The following is a 14,723-nucleotide window of genomic DNA, read 5'->3' on the forward strand; positions in this document are numbered from 1 at the left end:
TTTAGTGACGGGATCGGTTGATTAGAGGCCCTTGGGGTTGGGGCCGTATTGGTTGGTGCCGGGTTGGCTGTCGGTGATGCCGATCCAGATCAGGAAGCCGAGGCCGGTGACCAGCATGATCAGGAAGCCGAGGCCGATGGCACCGAGGCCGCCCGCGGCGGCGACAGCGCTGGCGTCGCCCGTGGCGGCGGCGGCCATGAAGGCACCGGCACCGCCGACAACCATGACAATCGCGCCGATGATGCCACCAACGTACGGGACAAGGGTCAGCCAGCCGGTTTTGCCCATGTCGTGCAGGCGCTTCACCGTGATGGCGATGTTCGGCCAGATAAGGGCCAGACCGATTAAGGTGCCGAGGAGCGGGATCCAGCCCAGAACCACGCTGATGCCGAAGATGATCAGGAAGCTGATCCAGAAATCCTGACGGCGCAGGCGGCCGTCGAACTTCAGCAGGGCAGTCTTCCAATCATAGCCGTTGACGGCGCTGGTGGCCGCGGTAGCGGCGCTGCCGGCGGCGGCACCGAAGGCGGCGGCCGGGTCAGCCGGAGTCGACGGGGCGAGGCCGAGAATGACGATCTGGGTGGCGGTGGAGCCGTTGGGGACGAAGTCTACGGACTGGCCAACCTTGATCTCGCTGCCGGTGTGAATGTCGTGGCGGGCGAACAGATAGGGTTGGCCGTCGTCGCCCTTGATCGAGCCGGTGTTGGAAACTTGGTCGTAGCTGGTGATCTCGCCGCGCAAGGTCATCTCCTGAAGATATCGGCTCCTGCCGAAATTAGGGCGGAAGAGTGGCGCAGGCCGTGAGCGACTGCAAGCTTGAGAGGAATTGTAATTTCAATGTTTGATGAATTGCGTTTGCCCGCGCGGCTTGCGTTTGGATCGACAGGCGGGGTGGAGCGCAGGACCGAGGTTAGCCATTGAAAGCGGGGTGCTGTGGCGGGGGCGGGTGTTGTCGTCCTGTCGCGCGGGATGCCGAGGCTGGAGGTCGATGAGGGCGAGCGCGGTCTGCTGCGCCTGTGGCGGGCGGGGCCAAAGGGGCTGGCACCGGCGGGGAGCCGCTTTAGCGAGTGCCAAGGCGTGTGGACGGCGCGGGCGCGGATGCCGTGGCGTCCGGTTCATCTGAAGCTGGAGCCTGTGGCTGAGGGATGGCGGTTGTCGTGGGTGCCGTGTGTGGCGCGTGGCGACAGCTGGGATACCGAGGCTGTTGATGCGGAGGCTTTGCGTTTTCGTGTCCGCGTGATGCAGGGCGAAGTGGTGGTTAGAGAGTGGGAGGTTGCGGGGACACAGGCCCTCTATGCCGATGCCTTGCAGGCGGCGGATTTTCCGCAAGGCTGGCCGGTAGGGGCTGCCCTTGGCGTGGCCCAGTGGGGCGCGGGTTGGGGATGGGGCGATGAGGCGCGTTTGATCGTGTAAACATCTGCCTCTTTCAGAAGGGGCTGGGATGCCCTAACTGACGGGGGAGTGTTTTTCAGAACCCCGGAGTGCAACGAGCGTGGCTGGTGATCCCTACAAGGAACTTGGCGTTTCAAAAGGCGCGAGTGCCGACGAGATCAAGAAAGCCTTTCGCAAGCTGGCGAAAGAACTGCATCCGGACAAGAACCCCGGGGACAAGGCGGCCGAGGAGCGCTTCAAGCGTGTGACGGCGGCCTTTGACCTGCTGGGTGATGCCGAGAAGCGGGCAAAATACGACCGTGGCGAGATCGATGCCGATGGCCGCGAGCAGTTCCGTGGCTTTGGCGGCGGTGCGCGTGGCGGGGCCAGCGGTGGATTCTCGGGCTTTGGCGGCTCGGGGAACCGTGGCGGGTTCGAGGATATCGATCTGGCCGACCTGTTTGCCGGTTTCGGTGGCGCGGGACGCGGTTTCGGCAGCGGCAAGGGGCAGGATATTCGCGCCACGCTGGAAGTGAGCCTTGAGGAAGTGATTGCCGGAACCACGCGCCGTATCCAGTTCTCGGACGGGCGGATGGTGGATGTGGCCATCCCCAAGGGCGCGTCGGACGGTCAGGTGGTGCGCCTGAAAGGGCAGGGTGCCCCGGGGCGGACCCAGTCGGGCGATGCCCTGATCGAGCTGAGGATCCTGCCACATCCTCTGTATCGTCGTGACGGAGCCGATCTGCACATGGACCTTCCGGTGTCGGTGCCCGATGCGGTGCTAGGTGGGAAGGTTCCGGTGCCGACGCCCGAGGGCAAGGTGATGATGAGCATCCCCAAGGGTTCGAACTCGGGCAAGGTGCTGCGTCTGAAAGGGCGCGGAGCCTATGCGGACGGGCGTCGCGGGGACCTGTTGGCCAAGCTGATGGTGACGCTGCCGGAAGAGCAGGATGAACTGCTGGCCCGGTTTGCCGAGGATTGGCGCAAAAATCGGCCCTACACGCCGACGAAGTGATGGCGTAAGGCAATCTTTGTTCTGTGGTGGTGAGTCTGTTGCTGTGCCACCCGTGTGCGAGGATTGCCGCCCATGACTGCCAAGCCTGTAGTGAAGCCTGCGCGTCCGTGGTTTTCTGCGGGGCCGACGGCGAAACGTCCGGGCTATTCGACCGCGAAGCTGCCGGAGAACCTGCAGGGCCGCGGTATCCGCGCGCCGGAGGTGGCGGAGCGGTTTTCCTATGCGCTGAAGCTGACCAAGGACATCCTCGAAGTGCCGGAGGACTATGTGCTGGTCTATACGCCAGGCTCGGATACGGGCGCGGTGGAGGCGGCGCTGTGGGGTATGCTGGGGCCGCGTCCGGTGACGGTGGTGGCCTATGAGAATTTCGGCCTGACGTGGGCGGCGGATGTCCGCGACCACCTGAAGCTGAACCCGACGGTGGTGAAGGCTTCGTGGGGTGAGTTGCCGGACCTGTCGGTCGTGGATTGGTCGACGGACGTGGTGTTTCCATGGAACGGGACGACCTCGGGTGTGAAGGTGCCGGACGGGGAGTGGATTGCCGCAGACCGCGAGGGTTTGAGCATCTGTGACGCGACGTCGGCGGCCTTTGCCCAGCCGCTGCCGTGGGACAAGCTGGATGTGACGACCTTCAGCTTCCAGAAGGCGCTGGGCGGCGAGGCCGGTATTGGCGTCATGGTGCTGTCGCCGCGGGCGGTGGCGCGTCTGGACGAGAATGTGCCGAGCTGGCCTGTGCCCAAGGTGCTGCGCTTGACGGGCAAGGACGGGAAGTTTGACCGTGCACTGGCCGATGGCGTGGTGATCAACACCGCTTCGGTTCTGACCATCGAGGATTGGGTGGATGCGCTGGAGTGGGCCAAGTCGATCGGCGGGCTCAAGACCCTGATCGCGCGGACGGATGCCAACTATGCCGCGCTGGCCGAATGGGTGGAGCGGACGCCGTGGATCGATTTCCTGCCTGAGCGCGAAGACATCCGCTCGACCACTTCGGTGTGTTTGAAGTTTACGGACGACCGCGTGTCGGCGCTGGACGAAAAGGGGCAGAAGGCCTTTGTGAAGCGGTTCAAGGCGCTTCTGGAAGGCGAGGGGGCGGTCTATGACATGGAGCCGCACCGCAATGCGCCGCCGGGGCTTCGTCTGTGGTGCGGTTGCACGGTTGAGACGGCTGATGTTTTGGCCGCCGGTTCTTGGCTGGAATGGGCGTTCGAGACCGCGGTTAGCGAAATCGCATAAAGGCCGCTTCTTCACGCGACAGGGGCCGATTCAGGGGTTATAGGCTGCTACCGCGTTTTACTCGCGGAGATCAGTGCAGTGGCTAATGTTGCGGTAGTCGGCGCCCAATGGGGTGACGAGGGCAAAGGCAAGATCGTGGACTGGCTGTCCAATCGCGCCGATATGGTGGTGCGGTTCCAGGGCGGCCATAACGCGGGGCACACCCTCGTTGTCGATGGCAAGGTCTACAAGCTGGCGCTGCTGCCGTCGGGCGTGGTGCAGGGCAAGCCGTCCATCATCGGCAATGGCGTGGTCGTGGATCCGTGGCACCTCGTCAATGAAATCGAGAAGATCGAGGCGCAGGGCGTCCATATCGGTCCGGATATCCTGACGATTGCGGACAATGCCTGTCTGATCCTGCCGATCCACCCTGCGCTGGACGTGGCGCGCGAGGCGGCGGCATCGGCTCCGGGGGCCAAGATTGGCACGACCGGTCGCGGTATCGGTCCAGCCTATGAGGACAAGGTGGGGCGTCGCGCCATCCGCGTGTGCGATCTGGCGAACGAGGACGACCTGAAGGTCAAGATCGACCGCCTGCGCTCGCACCACGATCCGTTGCGTGCGGGACTGGGGCTGGAGCCGATTGATCCCGAAGCGCTTCTGCAGCAGTTGCTGGAGATCGCGCCGAAAATCCTGCCGTATGTGAAGCCGGCGTGGCGTGTGCTGGATCAGGCCAAGAAGGAAGGCAAGCGCGTGTTGTTCGAGGGGGCGCAGGGCGCGTTCCTCGACGTCGATCACGGCACCTATCCCTATGTGACCTCGTCCAACACCGTGGCCGGTCAGGCCGCGGCCGGTTCGGGCCTGGGTCCGAAGGGCGTGGGCTATGTGCTGGGCATTGTGAAGGCCTATACGACCCGCGTCGGTGAAGGCCCGTTTGCCTGTGAGCTGAATGACGAGATTGGCCAGCATCTCGCTACGGTCGGCCGCGAGGTCGGCGTGAACACGGGCCGTGCGCGCCGTTGCGGCTGGTTCGATGCGGTGTTGGTGCGTCAGTCGGTGGCGATCAATGGCATCGACGGTATCGCCCTGACCAAGCTGGACGTGCTGGATGGCCTCAAGACGCTGAAGATTTGCGTTGGCTATAAGGTCAATGGCGAGGTTCTGGACTACCTGCCGTCGAGCCTGAAGGATCAGGCGGCGGCGGAGCCGGTGTTCGAGGAACTGGAAGGCTGGACCGAGAGCACGGGCAGCGTTCGCAGCTTTAAGGATTTGAACGCCAATGCCATCAAATATGTGCGCCGGATCGAAGAACTGATCGGTGCGCCGGTAGCACTGCTGTCGACCAGCCCCGAACGTGACGACACCATCCTGATGCGCGACCCGTTCCACGGCTAAGGTCACGCGAACAAGCGTGGCTGTAACAACCACTGTTTAACCCGTAACAGTTAAGGCTGATCTCCTGACAGGAGGTCAGCCTTTGTTCGCTCTAGACACCAAATCCATGCAGAAGATCGCACCGGTGGTTCGCCGTGTGATCATCGTCGATCCCAATCCAGCGGCAGCCAAGCTGATGGCGGACCTGCTGAAGGGGTTTGGCACGCGCGATGTGGTGATCGAAGCGGATGAGACGCGGATCATCGATCTGGCACGCGAGATGGAGCCGGGGCTGTTTGTCATCGAGCGTTCGGGACCGAAGCTGGACGGAGAGCATCTGGCGCGCCGTATCCGCCGATCCTCGCTGAGCACGCGGCGCGCACCGATCATCATGGTGACGGCGGATGCGACGGCATCGTCGATCAAGGGCGCGCGCGATGCGGGCGTGCACGAGTTTCTGCGCAAGCCCTATACTAGCGGTGATCTGTATCGCCGGATCGAAAATCTGGCGACCAAGCCGCGCGACTGGGTCGAGGCAGTGGGTTATGTGGGGCCGGACCGTAGGCGCTTTAACTCCGCGGACTATGCAGGGCCGCGCAAGCGTCGTGCAGACAATGACAGCGCGCCGAGCGTGGCGTCGATGAAGGATCAGGCGATGCGTATTCTCGCCTCGGCCATGACCCAGTATTCCAGCGACCCGCAACAGGCGGTTCGCGCCATTGCCGAGCAGTCACGGACGCTGAAGGCGATTGCGGTCAAGACCGGCGATGCTGCGCTGGCCATGGCGACGGTTTCGCTGGAGACGGAACTGCAGGCGGGCAGGACATCACTGGGTCAGTTGATGGCCCCTGTTAAAGGGGTGCTGGCGCTGGCAGTGCCGACGACACCCAGAGCAGAAGCGAGCTAACAAAAAGGGCGGCTGGAGTGATCCAGTCGCCCTTTTCGCTTCGGGGGAGGGGGAGGTGGTCGTCAGGCGTTGACGAGATTGCGTTCCAGAGCCGCAGCCTGCATGGCCTTTTGCAGCTTTTCGAAGGCGCGGACCTCGATCTGGCGGACACGCTCGCGGCTAACGCCGTATTGCGAGGCCAGTTCTTCGAGGGTGACCGGATCGTCCTTGAGGCGGCGCTCGGTGAGGATGTGCTTCTCGCGGTCGGTCAGCTCTTCCATCGCTTCCTGAAGGAGGGACATGCGGATGTCGCGCTCTTCGTCGTCGGCGAGGCGGGTTTCCTGCGAAACAGCTTCGTCATCGGCCAGCCAGTCCTGCCATTCGGATTCGCCGTCTGCACGCATGGGCGCGTTCAGGGAGGCGTCGCCCGAAAGGCGGCGGTTCATGTCGATGACGTCCTGTTCCGACACACCAAGCTGGGTCGCGATGTGTTCGACATGCTCGGGGCGCAGGTCGCCGTCTTCAAAAGCCGAGATCTGGCTCTTGGCTTTGCGGAGATTGAAGAACAGCTTCTTCTGGGCCGCAGTGGTACCCATTTTGACTAGCGACCACGAACGCAGAATGTATTCTTGGATCGAGGCGCGGATCCACCACATGGCATAGGTGGCCAGACGGAAGCCCTTGTCCGGATCGAACTTCTTGACGGCCTGCATCAGGCCGACGTTGCCTTCGGAAATGACTTCGCCGATCGGCAGGCCGTAGCCGCGATAACCCATGGCGATCTTGGCCACGAGGCGAAGGTGCGATGTCACCAAGCGGTGGGCCGCTTCGGGGTCCTGATGTTCAGACCAGCGCTTGGCCAGCATGAACTCTTCGTCCTTGGTGAGCATCGGAAACTTGCGGATTTCCGACAGATAACGCGACAGCCCCTGTTCAGGCGACATCACCGTCAAAGTAGTGTTGGCCATGTGGTCCCTCCGACCGATTTGAAGAGCAGGCACTGCGGCTGTGGCCACCATTGTGCACCACGTCCTCGCCTCTCAATGGTTCGAGATGGTATTCCGTTGCATGAATTTAAAGAGGCAAAACCGCGACCAAATCGCCTTTTTTGATGCCTGTTTTTGTTCGTTGCACGCAAACACTATCAATGATTGGTAACTAGCACAGCGATTGTTTCTAATCAAGCATGGTGAGGCGGTCTTCAAGCGTCTTCATGTCTTGGGGCAGGTCGGTTTCGAACCGTAAGGGTTCGCGCGTGACAGGATGGACGAAGCCGAGAATGGCGGCGTGCAGCGCCTGACGGCGAAAATCCAGCTCTTCCAAGGCCTGACGGACCGGCAGGGCGGCAGCCCCGGAACCGTAGACAGGATCGCCGAGAAGCGGACTGCCGCGCGAGGCCATGTGGACACGGATTTGATGGGTGCGGCCTGTGTGTAAGGTGCAGGCGACACGCGAGGCCATGGGCGCAGCGCCAGCCTTTGCGGGCACGCCGAACTTGCGTTGGACCACATAGTCGGTGATGGCGTTTCGGCCTGAAGATTTGAGGACGGCCATCTTCTTGCGGTCGTGGGGCGAGCGGCCGATCAGGGTTTCGATGCGGTCGCGATCCGGCGAGGGGCAGCCACGGACCAGCGCGATATAGGTGCGCTCGATGTCGTGGGTGGCAAACAGGGCCGACAGGCCTTGGTGCGCTTCGTCGGTTTTTGCGGCGACCATGACGCCGGAGGTGTCCTTGTCCAGACGGTGGACGATGCCCGGTCGGGCGACGCCGCCGATGCCGGACAGGGACGCGCCGCAGTGGTGCAGCAGGGCGTTGACCAATGTGCCTGTCTCGCAACCGGGAGCAGGGTGTGAGGCCATACCGGCGGGCTTGTCGATGACGATCAGATGGGCGTCTTCGTACAGGACGTTGAGCGGAATGTTCTCGGGCTCGGGATCGGCGGGGGCGACGGGCGGCAGGGCGATTTCATAAAGACCGGGCGTGGCCTTGCCCTTGCCGGACGTCAGTGTCTGGCCGTTATGGCTGATGGCCCCTTCGGCGAGGAGGTTCTGGATGCGGGCGCGCGACAGCATGGGGAAGGCTTCGGCCAGCGCCTTATCCAGACGTGCGCCGCCTGAAGCCAGCTCGGCTTGCAGGATGTCGGCACCCTCGTTCAGTACTTCGTCTTGGGGGGAGATTTCATCGGCCATGCCCCGAAATAGCATGGCTTGGGTGGGCGAGCGTATAGGCAAAGGCGCTTACGCGGGCGTAAGCGCCTTGAACCTAGGTGAGGGTGGGTGACTCACCTCTCAGCAGATTAGTTGAGGCTGTAGCCGACCAGACGCCATTGGGCGTCATCGTCGAGGCGGAAGGAGATGACTTCTTCCATGGTGCGACCGTTCGCGCCTGTGGTTGCAAAGCGCACGGAAACGTACTGGCCCGGAGGCAGGCCGCCATTCTGGGCCGTGACAGGCAGTTTCATCACAGAAAGCCATTCGCGGCTGCGGATTGCCCCTAGGAGCGCGCGCTTTTGGGCAATGTTGGCGATGAACCGTTCTTGGGGCACCGAGCCCTTCATCACGGGGGAGGCGGCTTCCCAGACGCCAGCCATCTCGTAGCGATCGATGGCGGAGACGACGATCATGCCCGCTTCAACATAGGTGTTGGGCATGGCCTGAGCATGAGCGACATCGCTGCCAGCCATGGCCGGAGCCAGTGTGGCGGTCGTCAAAGCCAGTACCAGTGCGTGAGCCGGAGCCCGAAAGATGGATCTCATGTCCTGAATCCGTAAGGAATGACGCGGGCAGTCGCGTCGGAAGCGTAACGGTTAGATGCAAAAGGCGTTGCACAAAGAAAAAGGGCGGGATCCGAAGATCCCGCCCTCCAGTCTGTTGGCGTCTTAGAACTGGATGCCGACACCCACTGCGGCACCACCCTGATTGCGGGTGTTGTAGGTGCCCGAGGCGCGCAGGATGTAGCGACCGTCGGTGGTGGCTCGCGAGTAGCCAACGGCCACTGCTTGCTCGCCGCCCCAAGTCGAGACGCCCATACCCAGAACGTTGCCGCCCGGAGTGATGGCTTGCGGCAGGGTGCCGACAGCCATGGCGGCAGCGGTACCGCCGCTGGCGTCGCGGTGCAGTTCATTCATCTGGTTGCCCAGACGGTTGATGGCCACGTCGGTGTAGTAGTTGGCCTTGTTCAGCGTCTCGCTCAGACCGGCATTCAGCTGACGAACGTTCACAGCATCGGTCGGGTCAACGCCGTCGGCCAGACCGGTGATGCGGTGGTTGTTCATGTTGATGCCGTCACCGTTGATGGTCGGGCCGCCAACAATCTCGAGGCTTTCGACACCGCGCAGGTGTTCGTTCAACGCAAACTCGACCGAAGTCCCGCTTTGGGTCTTGATGATGTTGTCGCCGGCGATGAAGGTCGCGGTATCGCCCGGACGGACCGTAGCCGGCCCGGTCGAGTCACCGTTGATGCCGGTGCCGGTAGCACCCGAGTTCAGGATCCAGCTGCCGCCGCCGTTACCGCCGCTCTGCGCCGCCGCATTAAATGCGTCTTGCAGGTTGTTATAGACGGTATCGCCGATGGTGATGCTGGCCGAGAAGCTGTTGGTGGTCGGATCGTAGCTGGAGTTGCCACCGAAGGCGGCTGCCATGCTGTCACCGAAGGCCACCAGCTGGCTGCCGTTCACAGCGTGGGTGCTGGTCGAGGACAGGATGCCTGCGGTCACGCCGGTGATGCGGCCGGTGCCGCCGTCGTTGATGACGACATTACCGAAGCGCGGGGCGTCAGCCATTTGCAGGATCACCGAGCCGCTGGCCGGATCGGTTTCTGTGCGCAGGTTACCCGACGAGTAGGTGCCGGCGGTGGTGGCGTCGCCACGGATGGCCAGCGATTGGCCGTTACCGCGGTTGACGACGGCACCGTCGTTGCCCGTGAAGCCGATGCTGACGTTGTCAGCGGCCTGGCTGGCGGCGTTGTCCACATAGTCCTTGTTGACGATGTGATTACCGGCCGTGATCGGACCGTTGTAGGTCGCACCCGAAGCATTGACGCTGAAGTTCGGACCCACGTTCAGGGCGTTGGTCGTGATGCCGCTGGCGTCAATGGTGGTGCCGCCGACGCTCAGGCTGTTGGCGATGGTGACATCGTCAGCCAGATCGAAGGTGACATCGTTCGAGGTCGCGGTCTTGCCGACCACGATGTTGCCGTCGGTGTTCGACAGATCCACGGCGTTGCCCGTGGTGCTGCCGGTGCCGACCGCAGTTGCATTGGCACCATCAGCGCTGATGTTCCAGCCTGCGGCCGAGGTGGTCGACAGGGTGTTCAGGGCTTGGTTGGTGGCAAACAGTTGCGAGCCGTTCACCGCGTCGGTCGAGGTCGCCGACAGACGACCTGCGGCCAGGTTGGTGAGGGTGCGCTCGTTGCCGGCCGAACCGATGCTGACGGTACCGATCGGAGCCGTACCTGCGAAGTTGTAGGTCGTGCCCAGCAAGGTGGTGGAGGCGGTGCCGACTGCGGCCGAAGTTACCGAGTTAGAGCCCAGAGCCACGCTGTCTGCATGGGTGGCTTGGGCGTTGGTGCCCAGTGCGATCGCGCGTTCTGCAGTTGCCGACGAGTTGCTGCCGATTACTGTGGCATAAGCGGCAGACGCCGTATTGTTGCTGCCATAAGCAATGGTGTTGTCGGTTTCGGCACGGTTATTGAAGCCCATGGCTTGGGCGTATTGACCATCCGCAAAGTTGTTGGTGCCGATACCGATGCCGTAGTCGCCTTCGATATCGTTGTTTTCACCTAGGCCAAGAGCGTTCAGGCCCTCGGTGTCGTTGCGTCGACCGATGGCGATACCACCGATTCCGGTGTTCTCGTTCTCGAAACCGATCGACTGGCCATAGTCGCCGGTCGTCCAGTTGTCGGCACCGATCGATTGGCTGTAAAGGCCGCTGGCCTCGTTACCTACACCGAAGGCTTGGCTGTATTCGCCGCTAGCTTCGTTGTCCGCACCGATTGCTTGGCTGTACTGGGCAGTGGCCAAGTTGTTGTTGCCAAGTGCTTGCGAGTTTTCACCGCTGGTTTCGTTGTTGATGCCGAAAGCCTGGGAGAAGTCACCGGCAGCGAGGTTGTCGAGACCGATCGCCTGGGCACGTTCGCCATCCACCTGGTTATTGGCACCGATCGCTTGCGAGTACTCTGTCGAGGTATAGTTGTTGATACCGATAGCTAGGGAGCGGTCGCCTTCAGTGATGTTCTCGCCACCAAGAGCCATCGACTGTGCGCCGTAGGCTAGGTTGCTCGTGCCGAAGGCTTTGGAATATTCGCCTACAGCTTCGTTGTCGTCACCAATCGACTGGCTCTGGATACCATCGGCTTGGTTTCCTGTACCGATCGACAGGCTGCTGAAGCCGTCAGCGGAGTTATCCGAGCCGATCGAAGTGCTGTTGTTACCAATGGCTGTAACATTCGGACCGATGGCAACGGAATCTACGCCTGTGGCACCGTCAGAGTTGACGTTGGCTTTCGGCGTGCCACCATCATTAATGCTGACGTAGCGAGCGGTACCCGAGGCAGCGGCCAGAGTTCCCAGTGCCTGGTTGGTGGCGAACAGTTGCGAACCGTTCACCGCGTCGGTCGAGGTCGGCGAAAGGCGACCAGCGGCCACGTTGGTGATGGTGCGCTCGTTACCAGCCGAACCGATGCTGAGGGTGCCGATCGGGGCAACACCAGCAAAGGTGTAGTTAGTGCTACCCAAGGTCACGCCGGAGGTTCCAACGGCAGCTGTCGTCGTCGCGCCATCACCCAGAGCAATGCTGCGGGCATGCGACGATTCAGAGCCTGCACCGATAGCCAACCCTCGGGCTCCTGTGACGCTGGCGAGCGAGCCGATTGCCACACCGGAGTCGACTTGAGAGACGGCTCTCGAGCCCACCGCGACTGCAAAGTCGACATCTAGCGGAGTGGTAGTATTGACGCTCAGGCTGCCATCGATGACGCTTTCCGATGCTCGGGCGAGTGTACCCGCTTCATTACCGATGGCGATGTTGCTGTTGCCAGTGACATAAGCGCCGGCACCGAAGCCCGTTGCGACGTTTAGCTGACCGGCGGCATTGCTGCCGGCCCAATAACCTTGGGCGATGTTGAAGTTGCCGCTGACGTTATTGCCGGCGTACGATCCAAACGACGTGTTGTTATTGCCACTTGCAGCGAGGCCGGCATTGAAGCCGAGAGCTGCGTTACGCGATCCTGCTACGTCACTACCCGCGTTGCGGCCGATACCGACGTTGTTGTGCCCGCCACTCGAGAACAGACCATAGCCAGAGATGTTGGAGCCGGCGCCACGGCCAAGGGCAAGGTTGCCGTTACCCTCAACGTCGCGACCCGCAGATTCACCAAAGGCGGCGTTGTACTCGCCCTCGACGACAGAACCGGCTCGCGCGCCGACGGCAAGGTTTCGAAGTCCCGTAACTTCCTGACCTGCCTCGGCACCAAATGCTGCGTTGTATCCGCCAGTTACGGTTCTACCGGAGTTATCACCGATCGCCAGATTTCGGCTACCGGTAACAATGCCACCTGCCCCGTCACCCATAGAGGTGTTACGGTTTCCGATGACGGTTTGACCAGAGTTCTTACCGACCGATACGTTGCCGGCACCGTCGACATTTCGACCCGAGTTTTGCCCCAGCGCAAGTTGATCGATCGATGCGGCTGTGGAGTTTTGACCAGCATTGCGGCCGATTACGGTGCTGTCGTCGGCAATCGCCCGCGTTCCGTTACCGATAGCAACCGAGCGCACGCCGCTGGCAACAGCGTCACTGCCGGCGGCGAATGCGTTGGCAGCGGTGGCTTGTGATCGTTCGCCCACTGCCGTCGAGCGGATGCCCGAAGCGAGGGTGTTGTTGCCCAGAGCAGTGCTCAGGCGCTCGGTAGCCTGCGCCGCATTGCCGAAAGCGGAGCCGGAGTTGCCGCTCGCTACAGAGTTGAGACCGATAGCGACGCCTTCGTTGGCGCTAGCCTGAGCATTATAGCCCATTGCTACCGTATTGTTGCCGGTAGCACCTGCGTTAGGACCAATAGCGATAGCGTCGTTTCCGGTCGCACCGTCCGAGTTGAAGTTACCGACAGCAGCGCCCGTATGGCGGATGCTGACGTACGGGACCTTGCCTGCGGTCGAAGCCAGAGCATTGATGGCCTGGTTCGTCGCAAACAGCTGCGAGCCATTGACGGCATCGGTCGAGTTCGCTGCCAGACGACCTGCGGCGAGGTTGGTCAGGGTACGTTCGTTGCCTGCCGAGCCGATGCTGACCGAGCTGGCGGGAGCTACACCGGCAAAGGTGTAGTTGGTCGCGCCAATGGTGGTGCCAGTCGTGGCAACCGCAGCATCCGAGATCGAGCCCGAACCTAGTGCCACGCCGCCTGCAGCGTTCACCTGCGAGGCATTGCCCAGCGCCGTGGCGTTGGCAATGCCGGCAGCGATGTTCACGTCGTTGCCGAGAACGAAGGTGTTGTCAGCGCCTGCACCGATCGTGTTGTTGTTACCGACACTGTAGGAGTTTGCGCCGTCAATGATGCTCGGGTCACCGATCGCGCCCGAGTTGTCGCCGTTGACGACGTTGCCGGTACCGATCGAAATCGCGTTCGTGCCGTTTGCTTCGGCGCCGCGGCCGATGGCCAGCGAGGAATCACCCGCAGCCGTAGAAGCTTCGCCGACCGCAATCGCACGTTGACCGCTGGCGAGTGCGGCTTGGGTGGCGCTGCCGCCGATGGCGATGGAGCTTTCGCCCAAAGCACGCGCACCAAATGATGCCAAGCCAAGGGATGCTGTCTGGGTGCCAGAACCGATCGCGGTCGCGTGGTTCGCGAGAGCGCGAGCCCCGGTACCTACCGAAATCGATTGGTCCATGGTGACGCGGTTGGCCGAAGTGCCAGCACCGGCAAATGCACCCAAGTTGATGGTACCGTTACCGGTACGATAGGTGCCCGAGTTGTGGCCCAGTGACAGCGACGAGCTACCATTGCTCAGCTGGTTGGCCTGCACACCCATGGCGGTGTTGTAGTCACCGGTGACGTTATAGCCAGCGATATAACCGATGGTGGTGTTACCATCACCACGCGAGTTGCTGCCGGTGTTTCCGCCGCCAATCGAGGTGTTGAGGCTGCCTTCAATGTTACGGCCAGCGTCGTAACCCATGGCCACGTTGTTCGATCCGGTCGTTCCGCGGCCAGCGTTAAAGCCGATAGCCGTCGCACGATCGCCAGTTGCGCCATAGCCAGCGCTAGTGCCGATCGAAGTGCTCGATGCGCCCGATGCAGTTGCGTCGGTACCGATAGCAATACCTTGAGCTGCGCTCGCAATAGCACCATGGCCGATTGCAATGCCGGCTTCATCGGCCGCGGAAGCTTCAAAACCCATTGCAATCGAATTCCGGCCCACTGCCGACGCATCATGGCCGATAGCCGTAGAATTGACGCCGGTTGCTTCAGCATCAGTCCCTAGGGCAGTGCCGCCTTCGCTCGCAGTCGTGTCGGCACCGACAGCGGTGCTGTCTTCGCCATTTGCTTTTGCACGGATGCCGAGCGAATGCGCGCGCGCACCATAGACTTCACCATCAGCGGTCAAAACATGTTGGCCAATAGTGGGATCAACACTCTGAGCATTTGCTTGCATAGCCGCGCTCAAGGCTAATGAGGCCACGGCGCATAACAGCACCTGTTTCTGCGAGACGTTCATAACTCACTCCAGACTGGTAATGACGTACAGTTCCAGGCCGGAAAGCAGCGCTATCTAAAATGGTTCCGGTTTAAGCCGGAATAATTAGATTTGTTTACGGATGTGAGTGTTTGAATTTACGGTCAAAGTTGTGATGTGGGCAGCAAACGTCCTT

General features: G+C 61.9%; 10 protein-coding genes and 1 pseudogene. 6 read left to right on the top strand and 5 right to left on the bottom strand.

Annotation, left to right across the window (positions count from 1 at the left end; genetic code table 11):
- Positions 1 to 21: 21 nt before the first annotated feature.
- The gene (locus tag Q0Y42_RS05740; RefSeq protein ID WP_297801123.1) at positions 22 to 747 is read right to left on the bottom strand and encodes a DUF805 domain-containing protein; all 726 of its coding nucleotides are present in this window, start codon (positions 745 to 747) and stop codon (positions 22 to 24) included.
- A gap of 90 nt (positions 748 to 837) precedes the next feature.
- Between Q0Y42_RS05740 and Q0Y42_RS05745 the strand changes: the two are divergent.
- The 6 genes and pseudogenes from Q0Y42_RS05745 to Q0Y42_RS05770 all read left to right on the top strand — a co-directional run.
- A pseudogene (locus Q0Y42_RS05745) lies at positions 838 to 912 on the top strand (TIGR02217 family protein); the annotation flags it as partial.
- A 21-nt stretch (positions 913 to 933) separates the two neighbouring features.
- Complete coding sequence (locus Q0Y42_RS05750) at positions 934 to 1,413, top strand: hypothetical protein (RefSeq protein WP_297801125.1); 480 nt, start codon at positions 934 to 936, stop codon at positions 1,411 to 1,413.
- A gap of 79 nt (positions 1,414 to 1,492) precedes the next feature.
- A complete protein-coding gene (locus tag Q0Y42_RS05755) occupies positions 1,493 to 2,386 on the top strand; it encodes a DnaJ C-terminal domain-containing protein (RefSeq protein ID WP_297801127.1) in 894 nt (297 codons plus the stop codon).
- A 72-nt stretch (positions 2,387 to 2,458) separates the two neighbouring features.
- Positions 2,459 to 3,619, top strand: coding sequence for a phosphoserine transaminase (locus Q0Y42_RS05760; RefSeq protein WP_297801129.1), 1,161 nt, complete (start codon positions 2,459 to 2,461; stop codon positions 3,617 to 3,619).
- A 78-nt stretch (positions 3,620 to 3,697) separates the two neighbouring features.
- On the top strand, positions 3,698 to 4,993 hold the full coding sequence (locus Q0Y42_RS05765) for an adenylosuccinate synthase (protein WP_297801131.1): 1,296 nt from the start codon (positions 3,698 to 3,700) through the stop codon (positions 4,991 to 4,993).
- Positions 4,994 to 5,075: 82 nt separating this feature from the next.
- On the top strand, positions 5,076 to 5,879 hold the full coding sequence (locus Q0Y42_RS05770; RefSeq protein ID WP_297801133.1) for a response regulator: 804 nt from the start codon (positions 5,076 to 5,078) through the stop codon (positions 5,877 to 5,879).
- Positions 5,880 to 5,941: 62 nt separating this feature from the next.
- Here the strand turns inward: Q0Y42_RS05770 and rpoH are convergent, their stop codons facing one another.
- From rpoH to Q0Y42_RS05790, 4 genes are all read right to left on the bottom strand, one after another.
- A complete protein-coding gene (gene rpoH, locus Q0Y42_RS05775; protein WP_297801135.1) occupies positions 5,942 to 6,826 on the bottom strand; it encodes an RNA polymerase sigma factor RpoH in 885 nt (294 codons plus the stop codon).
- 208 nt (positions 6,827 to 7,034) lie between these two features.
- Positions 7,035 to 8,048, bottom strand: coding sequence for an RluA family pseudouridine synthase (locus Q0Y42_RS05780; RefSeq protein WP_297801137.1), 1,014 nt, complete (start codon positions 8,046 to 8,048; stop codon positions 7,035 to 7,037).
- 107 nt (positions 8,049 to 8,155) lie between these two features.
- Positions 8,156 to 8,614 carry a DUF4019 domain-containing protein gene (locus Q0Y42_RS05785; protein WP_297801139.1) on the bottom strand — a complete coding sequence of 153 codons (459 nt, stop codon included), beginning with the start codon at positions 8,612 to 8,614 and terminating at the stop codon, positions 8,156 to 8,158.
- 123 nt (positions 8,615 to 8,737) lie between these two features.
- Entirely contained in the window at positions 8,738 to 14,569 is a 5,832-nt protein-coding gene (locus tag Q0Y42_RS05790) for a YadA-like family protein (RefSeq protein ID WP_366108089.1), read from the bottom strand.
- Positions 14,570 to 14,723 lie beyond the last annotated feature (154 nt).

This window comes from uncultured Brevundimonas sp. (assembly GCF_947305955.1).
Lineage (GTDB): Bacteria > Pseudomonadota > Alphaproteobacteria > Caulobacterales > Caulobacteraceae > Brevundimonas.